Raw genomic sequence first — 18,095 nt, 5'->3', positions numbered from 1 at the left:
GTGTTTACATAAATTACATCGGAAGTATAGTGTATAATATTTCTGAATTTACAGCTTCAAATATAAATCAATTTGTTGAGAAATACTAAAAAAATGAACAGACTTGTTCGTTTTTAGCAGTAATAATTTGATTTTTATGGCTTTAAATAGTAAAAAAGAACCATTTGGTAAAATGGGGAATTCAGTATCATTTCCCATCATCATATATATGGGAAAATTTATTAAATTTAGCCAACAGAAAAATCTAATATTTCATGATAGATAAAAGAGTAAAAAATGCAAAGGAAGCCATCGACGGAATTAAAGATGGGATGACATTGATGCTTGGAGGGTTTGGGCTTTGCGGTATCCCTGAAAATTCAATCAATGCTTTGGTAGAAAGTGATGTGAAAGAGCTGACTTGTATTTCAAACAATGCAGGAGTAGATGATTTCGGGTTAGGATTATTGCTTCACAAAAGACAGATTAAAAAAATGATCTCTTCTTATGTAGGCGAAAATGCTGAATTTGAAAGACAGATGCTTTCAGGTGAATTGGATGTTGAGCTTACTCCACAGGGAACTTTAGCAGAAAAATGCAGAGCAGCTCAGGCCGGAATTCCAGCTTTTTATACGCCGGCAGGCTATGGTACTGAAGTTGCAGAAGGGAAGGAGGTAAAAGAATTTAACGGAAAACCGCACATCCTGGAACATGCTTACGATGCAGACTTTTCTATTGTGAAAGCATGGAAAGGGGATCATGCCGGAAACCTTATTTTTAAAGGATCTGCCAGAAACTTTAACCACCCTATGGCTGGAGCCGCTAAAATAACCATTGCCGAAGTGGAAGAATTGGTGGAACCGGGAGAACTGGATCCTAATCAGATTCATATTCCGGGAATCATGATCCAGAGGATTTTCCAGGGAGAAAAATTTGAAAAGAGAATAGAGCAGAGAACAGTGAGAACTAAAGAGTAACTCCTGATTACCATAAAAAAATAAAGCGCTGAAAATACATTCAGCGCTTTATTTTTTTTATGCTTGTGAAATAAGCGTTTTCCTTTCTCCGATTTGTTGTCGCCACATGGCATAGTACAACCCTTTTTCGGAAATTAAGTTTTCGTGAGATCCTGTTTCCACGATTTGCCCACGTTCAAGAACATAAATTCTGTCTGCATGCATGATCGTACTTAAACGGTGAGCAATGAGAACGGTAATTTGTTCTTTTTCTTTTGAAATATCTTTTATTGTAGAAGTTATTTCTTCCTCAGTAATACTGTCCAATGCTGAAGTTGCTTCATCAAATATTAATAGATGGGGTTTTCTTAAAAGTGCTCTGGCAATGGCAATTCTTTGCTTTTCACCACCACTCAGTTTCAGTCCTCCTTCTCCAATCACTGTTTCTATACCCTTTTCTGCTCTTTCCAGTAATGCGGTACAGCTGGACTTCTGCAAAGCTGCCGCCAGTTCAGATTCTGTAGCTTTCGGATTGACAAAAAGAAGATTTTCTTTAATGGTTCCTGCAAATAGCTGAGTGTCCTGAGTTACAAAACCAATCTGATTTCTCAGTTCGTCAAAATCAAATTCTTTTCCATTAATGGTATTATAAAAGATATTTCCTTCCTGAGGCCTGTAAAGTCCCACCAGTAATTTGACCAATGTACTTTTTCCAGAACCGCTGGGTCCCACAAAAGCAATGGTTTCTCCATTTTTAACGTCAAAAGAAATATTATTCAGCGCCTTATACTGAGCCGTTTGATGTTTGAAAGAAACATGCTTAAACTCCAATTCCTCAATAGCACCAATCTGCTTGGGATGAAGAGGTTTTTCTTCCACATTTTTTTTCATTAAACTGTCAAAATTGAAGAGAGAAGCCTCGGCTTCACGGTAAGAAATGATGATATTCCCAATTTCCTGCATCGGTCCGAAAATGAAAAAACCATAAAACATCAGAGACAGGTATTGTCCGGGAGTCACAACATTTTTAAAAATTAAAAATAATAAGGTCAGCGTGATCAGCTGTTGAAGAAAATTGACCATCGTTCCCTGAATAAAACTTAAAGAACGGATGCTTTTAACTTTTCTAAGCTCAAGACCCAAAATTTTGTAGGTATTATTGTTCAATCGGATAACTTCCTGATTGGTGAGTCCTAAACTCTTTACAATTTCTATATTTCTTAAACTTTCCGTTGTACTTCCCGCTAAAGCCGTAGTTTCAGAAACAATATTTTTCTGAATGCTTTTTATCCTTTTACTCAGTAAATTGGTGATAAATGCGATCAGAAATATTCCGCAGATATATACCGGCATAATCGACCAATGTAACCGGATAGCATACACAGAAACGAAAATGATACTGACTAAGATTCCAAAGAAAATATTGATGAAATTGGTGATGAATTTTACAGAATCCTCTCTTACTTTCGTTAAAATAGATAATGTTTCACCACTCCTTTGATCTTCAAATTCCTGATAAGGCAGTGCCATGGAGTGCTTTAAGCCGTCTGTGAAGATTTTTGCCCCAAACTTCTGGGTGATAACACTTACCACATAATCCTGAAAAGCTTTGGCAATTCTGCTTACCATTGCTGTTCCGATAAGCAATCCTAAAAAGTAAAAGGCACCATGGTATATTTTGTTTCCGTATAAATAGTCATCCAGATTTCTCGGTAAGAGTTTTTCTTTATCAAAAAAATTAGGATGGGTGACCAACTGGTCCAGGATATTCCCTGTAATTGCCGGAGCAAATAATGAGAAAACCTGATTAATAGTTGCCAATAGCAAAGATATAATGATCAACCATTGGTAAGGTTTAAGGTATCTTAAAAGTATTTTCATTCTAGTAAATAATGTTGCAAAATTACAGATATTATTTTAACTAACACTGTTAATTGTCAAGCGCAACAAAGACCTTTTGTATTCAGTTGAAAATAATTAAATTGCAGTCTAAGTTTTTATTATGCTTACAAAAGAACAAATTGCCAAAAGAATTTCAAAAGAACTGAAAGATCGCTATTATGTAAACCTGGGAATAGGAATTCCTACATTGGTTGCCAACTATGTTCCGGATGGTATTTCCGTAGAATTCCAAAGTGAAAACGGAGTTTTGGGGATGGGACCTTTCCCTTTCGAAGGTGAAGAAGATGCAGATATCATCAATGCCGGAAAACAAACAATCACTATTTTAGAAGGAGGTTCATTCTTTGATTCTGCATTCAGTTTCGGAATGATCCGTGGCCAGAAAGTAGATCTTACCATTCTTGGGGCTATGGAGGTTTCAGAGAACGGAGATATTGCCAACTGGAAAATTCCTGGAAAAATGGTGAAAGGAATGGGAGGTGCTATGGATTTAGTAGCTTCTGCTGAGAATATTATCGTAGCCATGATGCACGTCAACAAAGCAGGAGAAAGTAAAATCCTGAAAAAGTGTACACTTCCACTGACAGGAGTCAACTGTGTAAAAAGAGTGGTTACTGAATTAGCCGTACTGGACGTTACCCCCGAAGGTTTCAAACTAGTGGAAAGAGCTCCCGGTATTTCAGTAGAACATATCATCAATGCTACAGAAGCGGATCTGATCATCGAAGGAGAAATTCCTGAAATGCAATTCTAAATAAAATAAAAAGCCTTGTCACTGACAAGGCTTTTTTATGTGATATAAATTCTTCTAATAGGTTGTAAACACATACCGATCGGCACGAGTTTAGAATTTTCAGAGAACAGAATGTATGGTTAGCAAAGAAATCCGGATCCTGAATTTTTGTTTCAAGACAAATGAAATTTATTTCCCATCCTGCGCCCCAAAAACTTTCTGCAAAATGCTTGTCGTTCTCATTGCCGGAGTGTTTCTGATTCCACTTTCCTTCTGAGCCACCATTTTGAAAACTCCATTGATGGTTTCTGTAGTAACATATTCGTTAAGGTCAGTAGTTACGGCTTGTCCTGTGAAGGTATTGTATTTTGAGATAAGGTTCTTCCATACTGTGTCTGCACCTACTTTCCCAAGAGAAGCTTTTACTTTAGGCTGAAAAGCAGTAAATAGCTGACTTTGGGTTTTGCCCTGAAGATAATTGGTCGCAGCATTATCAGTACTCAACAGAATGTTTTTAGCATCTGTAATCGTCATAGAGGTAATGGCATTGGTAAAGATAGGGGCAGCTTCCGTTACCGCATCTTCTGCAGCTCTGTTTAGTAATTTTACCCCTTCATCAGCAAGACTTCCCATTCCCAGAGAACGTAAGGTCGTATCAATTTTTCTTAATTTTTCAGGCATTAAAATTTTTACAGCTTCATTCTTGAAAAATCCATCGGTTAAAGCCAGTTTCTTCACTCCATCAGTGACTCCAATGTTTAAAGCTTCTTTTAATCCTGATGAGATCTGTGAAGACGTAAGATTACCAAGATTGGCAGTTGAAGTAGCAGATGTCTTCGTAGAAGTAGAAGGAGTGGTCGCTGTTGTTGTGGCTGAACCTTTTGTTTTTACAGGAGCATTAAGATCAACACCTGTTTTATCTTTCACTGTAGATTTTAAAATATCTAAAAGCTGAGCCTGTGTAGAAATTGAAAATAATAATCCGGCTGCTATAAAAATGTTTTTTTTCATCGTATTTTTTTTACAAATTTAAATGTTTATTCTTTGTAGTTGCTTACACTTAGCAAAAAATAAACCACAATTTTTTTTACCCCTGGGATTACTTCAATCTTCTTAAAAAGTTATTCTTAAATGTTTATCGATTTTTCATTATCTGTGAGGCCGGTTGTAGCTTTTACCAGAAATAGTTTTTAATTATCTAAAATGAGTCAATAAGTTTTAGAAAATAATTATCTTAGCTAAAACCTTAATCATACTTAAATGCAACGTTTTCTTTTTTTATTTTCTATTCTTTTCTCAACTGTTTTGGGGGCTCAAAAGAAGCTTAATCTGATTCCTTATCCACAAAATATAACCTTGGAAGATGGAGTGTTTATCATTCCGGAAACATTGATACTGAGTGATCAGCTTCCAAAAGAAGAAACTGACTATTTCAAAAAGCGTCTCGGCTCACGGGTTAAATTTAAGTACAGCAGTAAAAGAGAAGAGGCTCAACTTACCCAAGCGTTGGTTCCACAGCCCAAAATTCCTGTGACTACTGAAGAGGTGAAAGAAAAATATACACTTTCCATTTCATCAAAAGGAATTTTTATCACGTCCCATACAAAACAGGGATATTTTCTGGCACTTCAGACCTTGCTTCAGCTTTTTGAAGAACATAGAGAAGATAGAAAAATTCCAGCATTAAGAATTGAAGATCAGCCCAAATTTGCATGGCGTGGTATGCACCTTGACGTTTGTCGCCACTTTTTTACAGTGGATGAGGTGAAACAGTATATCGATTATTTGGCGATGTATAAATTAAATACTTTTCACTGGCATTTAACCGATGATCAGGGATGGAGAATTGAAATTAAAAAATATCCGAAACTTACGCAGATAGGTTCCAAACGTAAGGAATCTATGATTGGAGCTTATGTTGATAACACTTTTGATGGAAAACCTTATGGGCCTTATTTTTATACCCAGGCACAGATCAAAGATGTGGTGAAATATGCACAGGAAAGACATATAACCGTTGTTCCGGAAATAGAAATGCCGGGACACGCTTTGGCAGCTTTATCAGCATATCCTGAATTGGCATGTACCAAAGGACCTTTTGAAGCCGCTACAAAATGGGGTGTTTTTGATGATGTTTTCTGCCCTAAAGATGAAACTTTTACCTTTTTGGAAAATGTTTTAGATGAGGTGATTAAGCTGTTTCCTTCCCAATATATCCATATTGGTGGTGATGAATGTCCGAAAACAAGATGGAAAGAATGTGCCCACTGCCAGGAATTGATTAAGAAAAATAATTTAAAGGATGAACATGGCCTGCAAAGCTATTTTATTCATAGAATAGAAAAATATGTAAACAGTAAAGGCCGAAAAATCATCGGTTGGGATGAGATTTTGGAAGGAGGATTAGCTCCAAATGCTGCTGTAATGAGCTGGACTGGAGTAAATGGTGGTATTGAAGCCGCAAAATCAAAACATTTTGCAGTAATGACACCGGGTGCATACTGTTATTTTGACCATTATCAGGGAGATCCGCAATCAGAGCCCAATGCTTTTGGGGGCTTTACACCACTTGATAAAGTGTATTCTTATAACCCTATCCCTGCTGAATTGAATGCAGAACAGGCAAAATACATTATGGGAGTTCAGGCGAATTTATGGACGGAATATATTCTGGACTTTAAACAGGTACAGTATATGATATTCCCAAGGTTACTGGCACTTTCTGAAGTAGGATGGGGAACCTCAGATCCTAAAAATTATAAAGAATTTGAAAACAGAGTGATCAGCCAGTTCAGAGTTTTGGATAAAATGAAGGTGAATTATGCCAAGAGTATTTACAATATCTCAGGAAAGGTAATTCCGGCCAATAATGGTATTGCTTACGAACTATCCACTTCACAAAATTCAGATGGGATCAGATATACAGTAGACGGAACAGCTCCCACCATCAATTCTAATACCTATCAAAAACCTGTTTCAATCCCAGGTTCTTTAACAATTCAATCCGCATATTTTGAGAATGGTCAGCTGAAAAGTGCTGTTTCATCTCAGGAATTTAGCATTTCGAAAACGACAGGGAAAAAAATCACTCTTGAGCAACAACCGAGCGAAAACTATTCCTTTGGAGGTGCTTTTACTTTAGTAGACGGTATTATAGGTAATGTAAAACAGCTTGGTAAAACGTGGCTGGGATTTCAGGGAAAAGATGTGGTGGCAACCATAGATTTTGGGCAGAAAACAGGTTTCTCAGAAGTTTACTTTAATACCCTGGAAAATAAAGGAAGCTGGATTCATCTTGCTAAGTCGGCCAAAATTTTTGTTTCTGACGATAATAAGAATTTTAAACTTATAAAAGAGATCGGAAAAGAAGAGATTCAAAATACCAAAGGGAAAATAAAATTGAATGCAGGTTCTCAAAATGCAAAATACCTGAAGGTGATCATAGAAAATGCAGGAATTATTCCGGCAGGAAATCCTGGAGCTGATTCAAAAGCGTGGTTGTTTGTTGATGAAATTGGTGTACTTTAGCCAAAATTGAAATAAAATGCAGGACAGCGTACTTTATTCAGAATTCTCATCATCACCGGATCTTGTAGAAAAACTGTACCGGGTGGGAGTAACGAAAAATTACAGTGAAGGAGATATTATTTTAGACGAAAATGCTTCTATACGTTCTATTCCTATTGTAATGAAGGGAATGATCAAGGTGATCAGAACGGAAGAAGATGGCCGGGAAATCCTGTTGTATTATATTAAATCCGGGGAAAGCTGTATCATGTCCTTCCTTGGTGGAATGCACAATGAGAAAAGTATCGTTAAAGCTGAGGTAGAAGAAGATGCGGAGATTCTTTTTCTTCCGGTAGATCAGGTTTCCCTTTTTATCAAAGAACATCCGGAATGGCTGGATTATATTTTCAGGCTTTACCATAAACGTTTTGAGGATTTACTGGATATCATCAATGCTATTGCTTTTAAAAAAGTAGATGAAAGATTATTGAAGCTGCTCTATAAAAAATCTGAAATTACCGACTCTGAAACGATCAGTACCACCCATGAACAGCTTGCCAATGAACTGGGAACAGCCAGGGTAGTGGTATCAAGGCTTCTTAAACAACTGGAAGAGGAAGGAAGACTAAAACTGGGCAGAAACAAAATCGTTCTCCTGAAAAAAGACAATGGGTAGCAAAACCCCAGGTTAATAATAAGCCTCATATTTCCCTCCATCGGAGAGGGGGCAAATCAAAGATTTGACGGGGTGGTTATATTATATCCTTTAATCTCTTCACAATATTCTTAGGTTGCAAAATCTTCCACTATGATAATAATGGTGTAATTTGTGTTTAGCTTCTTCGCTATGTAACAAAAGTAGCTGTGGCTGTTCTTAAACATTTCCATTTTTGCATTATAATTATTTGAACAAATGGAAATCATAGGTTATACAGCCGCAATTTTAATAGGAATTTCTCTTGGGTTGATTGGTGGCGGCGGAAGTATTCTGACAGTTCCTGTATTGGTTTATCTTTTTAGGCTAGACACTTTTCTGGCAACAGAATATTCTCTTTTTATAGTAGGAATAAGCAGTGCGGTAGGCTCTTTGTCATATTTCAAAAAAGGATTGATCAATAGTAAAATGGCGTTGATCTTTGGATTACCTTCCATTATTTCAATTTTTCTCACCAGAAGCTACCTGCTGCCTTTAATTCCTGAAGAAGTTGCCAGAATAGATACTTTTATAGTCACCAAAAATATTTTTCTCCTCCTGATTTTCGCAGGCTTAATGATTCTGGCCTCCTATAAAATGATAGGAAATAATTCTCCTCTGAACACTTTAGAGACCCGATCAGAAAGCCGTAAAACTTTGTTGGCCGCCGGACAGGGCGTAATGGTGGGCATATTGACCGGATTTGTTGGAGCAGGAGGTGGTTTTATGATCATTCCGGCATTGGTAAATCTGTTGAGAATTCCTATGAAAACAGCAATAGGGACTTCTTTGGTTATTATTTCTCTAAACTCTCTGATCGGTTTCTTCTCTTCCGTGCACAATACAAAAATAGACTGGAATTTACTGGTATCTGTTACAGCTATTGCTGTCATAGGAATTATAATAGGCTCGCAATTGTCAAAAAAAATAGATGGCAAAAAGTTGAAGCCGATATTTGGATGGTTTATTCTGGTGATGGGTATTTACATTATTACCAGGGAAATATTTCTATAAGTATTTATGTAGTGGAAAGAGTACTTAATTTTTATGAAAACCATAGATTTTCATCTTCTGTGAACTTGTTATGCAACAGTTTCTAAACTTTCTTAAGTGAACTAAAGTGTTAAAGAAATCTTTTGTGCCTTTTGTGGTTAGAAAAGGTAGATATCTGTTTCAAAATTCTGCTATGTAACAAAAGTAACTGTAGGAGAAAACAGAAAAAGGGAACTTTGTATAAGAAAACAAAATCAAAAATAAATAAAATGAAAATAGAACAAATTTATACAGGATGTTTGGCCCAGGGAGCATATTATATTACTTCAGCCGGAGAGGCGGCAATTATTGATCCACTTAGGGAAGTGCATCCTTATCTGGAAAGATTGGAAAAAGATAAAGTTCAATTGAAATTCATCTTTGAGACTCATTTTCATGCCGATTTTGTCAGCGGACATGTTGATTTAAGTAATAAGACAAAAGCCCGGATTGTATACGGGCCCACTGCTCAGACTGAGTTTCAGGCTATAATAGCTGAAGACAATCAGATATTTGAAGTGGGAAATATTAAGATTAAAGTTCTTCATACACCCGGGCACACAATGGAAAGCTCTTGTTACCTGCTGATTGATGAAAATGGAGAGGAAAAAGCCCTGTTTAGTGGTGATACTTTATTTTTGGGAGATGTAGGACGTCCGGATCTCGCTCAGAAAGTAGCAGAGATGACCAAAGAAGAGTTGGCAGGGCTGCTGTACGATAGCTTATATAAGAAAATTTTACCCCTGAAGGATGATATAACGGTATATCCGGCCCATGGAGCAGGCTCTGCCTGTGGAAAAAATATGCAGAAAGAAACCATTGATACATTGGGAAATCAGAAAGAAACCAATTATGCACTCAATCAAAAAGACAAAGAAAGTTTTATTCATGCCGTTACAGATGGGCTTCTGCCTCCACCAGCTTACTTTGGAATGAATGTGCTGATGAATAAAAAAGGATATCATAGCTTTGATGAAGTGCTGTCACAAGGGCTACATGCTCTTGTTCCGGAGCAGTTTGAAGAATTGGCAGAAGCTTCAGGTGCATTAATTTTGGATGTAAGAAGTAACGGTATATTTGCCAAAAGTTTTATCCCTCAATCTGTGAACATAGGATTAGATGGTGATTTTGCTCCGTGGGTAGGAACACTGATTGGAAACGTTAATCAACCTGTTCTGCTGGTAACAGACATCGGAAAGGAAGAAGAAGCTGTAACAAGGTTGAGCAGAGTAGGTTTCGATCATATTTTAGGCTATTTAGAAGGAGGTTTTGAAGCATGGAAGCAAAGCGGAAAAGAAACAGACTCGGTAAAGCGAATTACTGCAGACCGGTTTGAGAAAGAAATAAAAGATAAAGAGGTTCAGATTATTGATGTAAGAAAAGAAAGCGAATACAGTGCTGAACATGTAGATAATGCCTATAACAAGCCGTTAGCCTACATTAACGAATGGATCAACAGGATCAACGCTGAAGAACATTTTTATCTGCATTGTGCCGGGGGGTACAGAAGCATGATGGCTGCCAGTATTCTTCAGGCAAGAGGCTACAGGAATTTTACAGAAATTGAAGGAGGTTTTAAAGCCATAGCTTCTACCGATGTTCCTAAAAGTGATTTTATGTGTCAGAATAAAATTTTAAATAAATTAGATTAAAAAAATAAAGATGTTGGAGATTATAAAAGAACCATGGCCCTGGTATATCGCAGGTCCGCTGATCGGGCTTACCGTTCCCGCTTTACTGATTATGGGAAATAAATCCTTTGGGATAAGCTCCTCGCTGAGGCATATATGTGCTGCTTGTATACCGTCCAATGTGAGCTTTTTCAAGTACGACTGGAGGAAAGAAGCCTGGAATCTATTTTTTGTGCTGGGGATTTTCTTCGGAGGATTTGTCGCAGCTCATTTTATGATTAATCCAGCAGAAATCACTGTTAATCCTCATCTGAAAACAGAATTAGCAGGCTATGGAATTACAGATTACAGCAACCTTGTTCCTGTACAGCTGATGAATTTCCAAAATGTGCTTACCCTGAGAGGGTTTATCATAATGGTGGTAGGTGGATTTTTGGTAGGATTCGGAACCCGATATGCAGGAGGATGTACCAGTGGACATGCTATTATGGGGCTTTCCAATTTACAGTGGCCATCTTTAGTCGCTACCATCTGCTTTATGGCAGGAGGATTTTTAATGGCCAACCTTATTCTGCCGGTCATCCTTTCCTTATAAGTCTAATTTTAAAAACTGAATAAAAAGTAATGATAAAAAAAATAGATCAAAATAATGATACAGTTGATACGGAATATATCGGTATGAACAATAATAAATGGTATCATCACCTGAAGTATCTTATTGCAGGAGTGGTATTCGGAATTATTTTTGTGAAGGCCGAAGTGATCAGTTGGTTCAGGATACAGGAAATGTTTCGCCTGCAATCTTTCCATATGTACGGAATTATCGGAAGTGCTGTTTTAGTGGGAATAATTTCGGTATGGCTGATCAAAAAAATGAATATAAAAACAATTGACGGAGAGCCTATTACACTGGTTCCTAAAAAATTTAATAAAGGCCAGATTTACGGAGGTTTGATTTTTGGTTTTGGATGGGCGCTTACAGGAGCATGCCCCGGGCCGCTCTTTGCTCAGATAGGTACAGGAGCTGTAGCCGTATCCATTACTCTTATAAGTGCTGTTGCAGGAACATGGGTGTACGGATATTTCAGAGATAGACTCCCACATTGATGTCGAATATAGACAACAGCGAACTTTATACATCACCGTTGAAGACGTGATAATGCCTAAAGATTTAATGGGTATTGAATAAAAAAGACTGCTGATTCTATCAGCAGTCTTTTGGTATAAAATTATGAAAATATGAAGTTTCCTGCTCCTAAAGCCATATAGAGGTTGATCCGTTCTATCCTGTACTGAAGTTCCAGATTGATGAGATTCATTTCATTTTTAAGAAGATCCCTCTGTTTTCGAACCAGGATGAAACTATTACTCGAACCCACTTTTATCTGCTTTTGGGTGAGTTCAATATTGTTTTTAAGTTCATCGATGGCACTTTGGTTATAAGAGTGTTGTTTTTCTATAGAACGCAGGTTTGCTAAAGATGATTCTACTTCACTCAAACCATTCAGAACTGTTTTTGAATATTCCTCTACAGCTTGCTTTTGTTGGGAATTTTTTATTTCTACATTTTTTTTCAGCTTTCCATGGTTGAATAACGGGGAAACCAGTCCACTGCCCACTTTTACCAATGGATTGGAAAACAAAGAATTGATAGACTCTGCATTGCTGCTGGCTGTTCCTAAAGAAGTATTAATGCTCAGTGAAGGTAGTCTTGCTGCATTGGCCTGCTGTACTTCATAAAAAGCTTTTTCTATTTGGAAATGACGAGCCTGTATATCCGATCTGTTTTCTAAAAGCTGCAACGGGAAAGAGGATGGGATATCACTTTCTAAAGCAGCAAAAGAATTTTGTGTAGTGAGTTTTCCTTCCGGATATTTCCCCGTCAGTAATTCCAGGGATCTTCTGGATTGGATATTTGCATTTTTAACCTTTTCAAGATATCCCTGTAGCGAAATAATTTCTGCAGATATATTGGATATGTCTAATGCATTAGCTGTCCCCACCTTTTTCTGGATCATATACAGCTTTTCCAGCTCTTTTGATTTTTGAATATAACTTTCAATTTTATACTCCTGGATATTTCCTGCAATATTTAAAAAATAAGCTTTGGCTATCATCGTAGCTATAGATTGATGCAGGAGGATATTTTGATACTTTGCTGAAAAATAATCACTTGTAACCGCCATTTGTGAAGCTTTATTTTTACCCCACAGATCTATTTCCCAGCTGGCTTTGACCGCAAGACGCTGGATTTGCCTTTCACTCACCAAATTATTGGATGTGTTGGCTACGGCACTGATACTTGGATAAAGATCACTTCCTGCAATTTCCATAGCCAATTCAATCTGATTAAGCTTTTCTTTAGCAATGATAATATCTGCATTATACAGCATCCCTTCATGGATCAGTGTATCCAGCTGAGGAGTCTTTATCTCTGTAATCCATTCATAGGAAAGGGATCTTGCATTTGCTTTTCTGTCAAAAATCCAATGATCCGGAATTTGAATGTGAGTGGCAATTTCACTGTTCTCCTTGAGCTGATGCATATTTTCTTCAGTGGGCTCTTTATAGCCGATACAGGAACTTAAGCTTATAGAAAGTACCCCCAGCAAGATTATTTTTTTATACATTTTAATGAAGTTTGGGAATCAGGAAGTTAATTTTACTACTTACACGGACCATTACTTTTCGGATAAGATGCAAAGGTTTGATGTGATCAGAATAGATGACAGCCGTTCCTCTTGCCCCTACAGTGAGCTGTTTCTGGTTTTCTTCCAGTACAAATTTGGCGATAAGCTTTCCGTCGGTTTCCGGTAATTGTCTGGCCGTATCAGGAAGTCCGGCAGTAGAACCGTTTCCTCCCAGCATTCCTCCCGCATTATTCATGATCCCTTGGCTGGTTGCATCGATTACATATTCAAGTCTGGCTTTCACCACCTTTCCCGGTTCTGTTTTAAGAGCCAGCTCCACTTCATCTCCTTTTTTCACCGTTTCCAATTCATTCTGAGCAAAAAAACCGATAATAGACTGCTGCTTTTGAATTAAAACAAAAGCTGATTTAAAAGGTGCCATAATTGCCCCTTCATTAAGCTGAACATTAGGAATGATCCCATCTGTAGGAGCCAAAACAACGGTTTGAGATAAATTCCATTTTGCCTGATCCAGTTTAGCCTGAATTTCAGATACAGAAGAGTTTTCTCCATTGTAGGAAGCGTTGGATTTGGTTTCCAAAGATTGTTGCTGGGATTGGGCGGCACTGATACGGGATTGTAAATCACGTGCATTGGCGACAGCTTGTTCAAGATCAAATCTATTGGCTGCCCCGGCTTCCACCAATTCCTGATACTGGCTCACTCTTTTATTAGCAAGATCCAGCTGTGACTGTAAACCGGAAATATTTTTTTTGGATGCGTAGATATCAGTATCGTAAGAGCTTACAGTAGCTTTCATATTACTGAGTTTGGCTTCCAAAGATTTAATTTCCTGTATGTAAGGTTCTCTGTCAAGTACAAATAAGGTATCTCCTTTCTTCACTTCCTGATTGGTCGTTACATAGACTTTTTTTACCTTTCCCAGAACCTGGGTGGTTATATCTACACTTCTGTTTCCAACTTTAACATCAGAGGTAATAGGACAATAATAGTTAAGGCTTAATATTAAAGCGATACTACCAAAAATAGGAAGTGAATAAACAACCACCTGTGTGGTAAATGTCCAGGGAATAAGTTTAAATTTTTTAATAAGCAGCCAGCAGATTCCGGCATATATGGCAATGAGTAATTCCAGCATACGTGTTAGTTTTCTATCGTTGTAAGTTCTTTTTCAGGAGTGTCTGTTTCTTTTTTTTGATCATCATAATCATAGTTGGCCCAGATTAAAGCAACCGGCCATAATAAGCCTCCAAAAACAAGGGAAAGGAGGCACATACTTTTTATGGCTTTCAATTGAGGGTGATTCTTTTTTTCTGCTACTTTTTCCGGATAAATATGAACTTTCCAGAAAAGGTAAATTCCCGCAATGGGTAGAATAAATAAAATCAACCATGAAGCGGCATTCGCTATATTGTCTTCCATATTGCCCGTTGATGCCTGAACCAAATTGCATGATAACAACAGGCAAAGAAGTAAGGATATTCTTTGCATAAAATAATTGAATAAGGTAATAATGAAAATTAAGTGTAAAACAAGGGTGTAACCTTACCATCAATGCATATCCGGCCGGCCACTTTGAATCTTAGGGAAGATTAAAGATTGTTCAATAGTATACTGTTTTTATGGGTGATATTTTTCTCATACGGCTTACTTGTTTGTGTACTAGTACTTTGAGTAAGCAAAAGTAGGAGGAATAAAATGAGAAAAAATATTCCTAAGTTATTTTTTTCTTTCGTTCCTTTTTTTATGAATCCTTGCGGTCATCCGTGAAAGAGAGTTGGGAGTAATTCCCAGAAAGTTTGCAATATACTTTCTATTGGCATTTTGAGAGGTAAAAGGCCGGTTTTCCAGAAAATCTTCATAACGCGAATGCGGAGAAGTAGAACAGAATTGTTCCGTGCGCACTTTTAATATACTTATAATCTGTTTTAAAGATCTAAGGTACATCGTATAGATGCCTTTGTGCTGAAATGCTATTTCTTCAAATTCATTTTTATTAAACAGAAAAATCTGAGTGTCAATGACCGCTTCAATTGTATATCTTCTGGTACTTCCCTGTGAATAAGATTCTGGACTTTCCATAATGGCAGCTTCTTTTTCTGAAGGTAAAAAAAGATTAGTTTCAACCCCGTTTTCATCATCAAAGAAAAATCTTAATAACCCATGAGAAAGTATAAATAAATGGGTGAAAGTTTGATCAGGCTCTACCAGCTTTTCTTTTTTGTGAAGGAATTTTGGAGTACTGATATTGACCAAAATGGTAATTTCCTCATCAGATAATTCCTGAAAGAATACAATATTCCTGAAAGTTTTGAATAAGTCCATTACGAGGGTAAAGATAAATAAAAATAATAGATGATGCTCCAGTTGCATCATCTCGGGGATTTCATTGAAGTTTTTTTTAGATATTTGCGTTGTATTATATAATTTTGAATACAATGAACAATAACCGAAGAAGTTTTATCAAAAAACTGGGGATCGCAACAGCAGCACTTGCGGTAAATCCTTTAGACTTAATGGCTAGTGAATTACCGGAAAATACCAAAGTGGTAAACAAACCTATAGTCCTTTCTACATGGAATTTCGGGCTAAAAGCCAATGAAGAAGCCTGGACTGTTCTTGGGAAAGGCGGAAAAGCTTTAGATGCGGTTGAAAAGGGAGTTCGTCTTGTAGAGCTTGATCCAAAAGAAAGAAGTGTAGGATATGGTGGACGCCCGGACAGAGATGGAAGGGTAACGCTTGATGCCTGTATTATGGACGAAAATTATAATATAGGTTCAGTAGCCTGCCTGGAACATGTTAAAAACCCTATTTCTGTGGCCAGAGCAGTAATGGAAAAGACTCCCCATGTTATGCTCGTAGGAGATGGAGCCCTTCAGTTTGCCCTTTCACAAGGGTTTAAAAAAGAAAATCTTCTTACTCCCGAATCAGAAAAAGAATGGAAAGAATGGCTTAAAACCAGTCAGTATAAACCTATTGCCAATATTGAAAACCATGATACCATAGGAATGATAGCCCTGGATGCACAAGGAAATCTCTCCGGAGCCTGTACTACCAGCGGAATGGCTTTCAAGATGCATGGAAGAGTAGGGGATTCTCCCATTATCGGAGCAGGGTTATTTGTAGATAATGAAGTAGGGGCAGCAACGGCAACCGGCCATGGAGAAGAGGTGATCAGAACAGTAGGAACACACCTTGTGGTTGAGCTGATGAGGCAGGGAAGAAATCCACAGGAAGCCTGTAAAGAAGCTGTAGAGAGAATTGTAAAGATCAATCAGAGAAGAAATAAAAACTTAAAAGATATTCAGGTAGGATTTATTGCCCTTAATAAAAAAGGAGAATACGGATCTTACTGCATTCAGGATGGATTTAATTTTGCGGTATATGACCAGAAAGGAAACCGCCTTGAAACCCCTGAATTTGCTTTAAAATAAATGAATTTGGAATATGCAAAGACACAAAAATTTTAAAATAGTAAGCTGCATTTAAGTAGTAAGAGAAAGTCGAATATTTTCAGCAAGAGGTATATTTTCTCTACTAAACACTCATCAATTTTATCGGAGATAAAATCCTTGCGCCTTATAAACATACAAATGAACAAGCTTTTGCGTCTTTTTGTATTCCAACAAATAAGTCATAGGTATATTGGCTTTAGCCAAGACAAAATATAGATCAAACAAAATATGAAAAGAACGATTATCGCTTTCTTATTTTTAATTATAGGCTGTAAGGAAGAAAAAAAGGAGATCACAGCACAAACCGAACCTAAGGTGAAAGAAGAGGTCGTCCAGGAAGCAAAACCTCAGGTTAATGAATCCGGAGAAGCTCAAAAATGGTTGGAAAAAAGTATCGAAGATTATTTTAAAGCTGATATTGGGAATGAAGAAAAGGCGATGCGGAAAATAACCACTAAAGACTATTTCGACTACAAAACAGATGCAATGAATGTTGATATGGATGTTGATGGCAGTCTTACCGAAAAAGAGTTTGAAGATAAATGGAAAACTAAGTTTAATACAAAACAGGCCGGAATTGGAGTTGGATTCTTAATATCTGGGCAGGACTGGACTGGAATAAAAGTAGCAAAATGTCAGCTGATTTCTGAAAATGGGAATAGTTTTATGTTTGACGTGATCCTTTCAGATAAAGAAACTAAGGCTGAATATCCAATTAAGGTTAAAGTGAGTAAAGAGAATGTTTCCTTTTTGATTGCAGATGTACTGCAGGAAATTCCAAAGTTTAATTAGTATATAAAAAGTAAAAATGTCAAAAATAGAAATAGCATGTTTCAATCCGGAATCCGCAGTAATTGCCTTTGAAAATGGAGCGGATAGAATAGAATTATGCGACGGATTAAGTGAAGGAGGGACTACACCGGGGGTTGAAGTAACCCAGGAACTCAGAGAAAAAATAAACATTCCGATTTTTGTGATGATCCGCCCAAGAGGAGGTGATTTTACCTATTCAGAAGCAGAATTTGAACAAATGAAAAATGATTTGATTCAGCTGAAATCTTTAAAGGTTGACGGTTTTGTTTTTGGAATTCTGAATGAAAATGATGAGGTGAATACTGAGCAGAACAAAGCGTTGGTAAAACTGGCAACACCACTTCCATGTACTTTTCACCGCGCTTTTGATAGAGCGAAAGGCCTGGAAGAATCTTTGGAAAAAGTAATAGAATGCGGATTTACAACCATTCTTACGTCAGGTCAGAAACCTAATGTGTCAGAAGGAAAAGAAAACCTTAAAAAATTGGTTGAACTTTCCAATGGAAGAATAGAAATCCTTGTAGGTGGTGGACTTCGTTCCACAAATATTGAAGAAATACGTGCGCTGACCCATGCCGGCTATTTTCATTCTTCTGCAATTACAGATGGCGGTGCTTTTGCTAATGCCGGTGAGGTTGTTGCCTTGAAGACTAAGTAATTATGGTAATATAAAGTTCGTTTTGTCATTCTGAAGGTACAGGGAAATCCCAACCTACATTATTGAGATTCCTTCGTTCCTCGG

The 18,095-nt window shown here is 37.3% G+C and carries 17 protein-coding genes; 11 read left to right on the top strand and 6 right to left on the bottom strand.

The features are described from left to right. The first annotated feature begins 254 nt into the window (after positions 1–254). Positions 255–956 carry a CoA transferase subunit A gene (locus tag DRF57_RS05375; protein ID WP_047485619.1) on the top strand — a complete coding sequence of 234 codons (702 nt, stop codon included), beginning with the start codon at positions 255–257 and terminating at the stop codon, positions 954–956. A gap of 57 nt (positions 957–1,013) precedes the next feature. Here the strand turns inward: DRF57_RS05375 and DRF57_RS05370 are convergent, their stop codons facing one another. Next, a complete protein-coding gene (locus DRF57_RS05370) occupies positions 1,014–2,816 on the bottom strand; it encodes an ABC transporter ATP-binding protein (protein WP_047485617.1) in 1,803 nt (600 codons plus the stop codon). A 121-nt stretch (positions 2,817–2,937) separates the two neighbouring features. On the opposite strand from DRF57_RS05370, the gene DRF57_RS05365 reads away from it, so the two are divergent. After that, complete coding sequence (locus DRF57_RS05365; RefSeq protein ID WP_047485615.1) at positions 2,938–3,591, top strand: CoA transferase subunit B; 654 nt, start codon at positions 2,938–2,940, stop codon at positions 3,589–3,591. A 168-nt stretch (positions 3,592–3,759) separates the two neighbouring features. Here the strand turns inward: DRF57_RS05365 and DRF57_RS05360 are convergent, their stop codons facing one another. Further along, complete coding sequence (locus tag DRF57_RS05360; protein ID WP_084086085.1) at positions 3,760–4,581, bottom strand: DUF4197 domain-containing protein; 822 nt, start codon at positions 4,579–4,581, stop codon at positions 3,760–3,762. A 249-nt stretch (positions 4,582–4,830) separates the two neighbouring features. Between DRF57_RS05360 and DRF57_RS05355 the strand changes: the two genes are divergently transcribed. The 6 genes from DRF57_RS05355 to DRF57_RS05330 all read left to right on the top strand — a co-directional run bounded on the left by DRF57_RS05355 (position 4,831) and on the right by DRF57_RS05330 (position 11,541). Next, complete coding sequence (locus DRF57_RS05355) at positions 4,831–7,098, top strand: glycoside hydrolase family 20 protein (protein ID WP_115917267.1); 2,268 nt, start codon at positions 4,831–4,833, stop codon at positions 7,096–7,098. 16 nt (positions 7,099–7,114) lie between these two features. Then, on the top strand, positions 7,115–7,753 hold the full coding sequence (locus DRF57_RS05350; protein WP_115917265.1) for a Crp/Fnr family transcriptional regulator: 639 nt from the start codon (positions 7,115–7,117) through the stop codon (positions 7,751–7,753). A gap of 237 nt (positions 7,754–7,990) precedes the next feature. Further along, complete coding sequence (locus DRF57_RS05345) at positions 7,991–8,785, top strand: sulfite exporter TauE/SafE family protein (RefSeq protein WP_115917262.1); 795 nt, start codon at positions 7,991–7,993, stop codon at positions 8,783–8,785. 248 nt (positions 8,786–9,033) lie between these two features. Beyond that, positions 9,034–10,455 (top strand): MBL fold metallo-hydrolase, encoded by a 1,422-nt coding sequence (locus DRF57_RS05340; RefSeq protein WP_115917260.1) that lies wholly within the window; start codon positions 9,034–9,036, stop codon positions 10,453–10,455. Positions 10,456–10,465: 10 nt separating this feature from the next. After that, positions 10,466–11,029, top strand: a complete 564-nt coding sequence (locus DRF57_RS05335; RefSeq protein WP_115917258.1) for a YeeE/YedE family protein — start codon at positions 10,466–10,468, stop codon at positions 11,027–11,029. A gap of 83 nt (positions 11,030–11,112) precedes the next feature. Beyond that, entirely contained in the window at positions 11,113–11,541 is a 429-nt protein-coding gene (locus DRF57_RS05330) for a DUF6691 family protein (protein ID WP_115917325.1), read from the top strand. Positions 11,542–11,663: 122 nt separating this feature from the next. On the opposite strand, the gene DRF57_RS05325 is transcribed toward DRF57_RS05330, so the two are convergent. The 4 genes from DRF57_RS05325 to DRF57_RS05310 form a co-directional block, all read right to left on the bottom strand. After that, positions 11,664–13,064 (bottom strand): TolC family protein, encoded by a 1,401-nt coding sequence (locus DRF57_RS05325; RefSeq protein WP_115917256.1) that lies wholly within the window; start codon positions 13,062–13,064, stop codon positions 11,664–11,666. 1 nt (position 13,065) lies between these two features. Next, the gene (locus DRF57_RS05320) at positions 13,066–14,223 is read right to left on the bottom strand and encodes an HlyD family secretion protein (protein WP_084086077.1); all 1,158 of its coding nucleotides are present in this window, start codon (positions 14,221–14,223) and stop codon (positions 13,066–13,068) included. 5 nt (positions 14,224–14,228) lie between these two features. Continuing rightward, positions 14,229–14,507 carry a DUF3302 domain-containing protein gene (locus DRF57_RS05315; protein ID WP_228406120.1) on the bottom strand — a complete coding sequence of 93 codons (279 nt, stop codon included), beginning with the start codon at positions 14,505–14,507 and terminating at the stop codon, positions 14,229–14,231. 297 nt (positions 14,508–14,804) lie between these two features. Further along, positions 14,805–15,410, bottom strand: a complete 606-nt coding sequence (locus DRF57_RS05310; protein WP_047485594.1) for a Crp/Fnr family transcriptional regulator — start codon at positions 15,408–15,410, stop codon at positions 14,805–14,807. A gap of 113 nt (positions 15,411–15,523) precedes the next feature. Here DRF57_RS05310 and DRF57_RS05305 point away from each other — a divergent pair, with 113 nt between their 5' ends. From DRF57_RS05305 to DRF57_RS05295, 3 genes are all read left to right on the top strand, one after another. Then, positions 15,524–16,519 (top strand): isoaspartyl peptidase/L-asparaginase family protein, encoded by a 996-nt coding sequence (locus DRF57_RS05305; RefSeq protein WP_047485592.1) that lies wholly within the window; start codon positions 15,524–15,526, stop codon positions 16,517–16,519. Between the two features lie 249 nt (positions 16,520–16,768). Further along, entirely contained in the window at positions 16,769–17,332 is a 564-nt protein-coding gene (locus DRF57_RS05300; protein ID WP_115917254.1) for a hypothetical protein, read from the top strand. Between the two features lie 16 nt (positions 17,333–17,348). Continuing rightward, positions 17,349–18,011, top strand: coding sequence for a copper homeostasis protein CutC (locus tag DRF57_RS05295; RefSeq protein ID WP_047485588.1), 663 nt, complete (start codon positions 17,349–17,351; stop codon positions 18,009–18,011). The last annotated feature ends 84 nt before the right edge of the window (positions 18,012–18,095 follow it).

Source organism: Chryseobacterium rhizosphaerae (genome assembly GCF_003385455.1).
In the GTDB taxonomy this organism is placed as follows: Bacteria; Bacteroidota; Bacteroidia; order Flavobacteriales; family Weeksellaceae; genus Chryseobacterium; species Chryseobacterium rhizosphaerae.
This window is presented reverse-complemented; position numbering and strand designations above follow the sequence as displayed.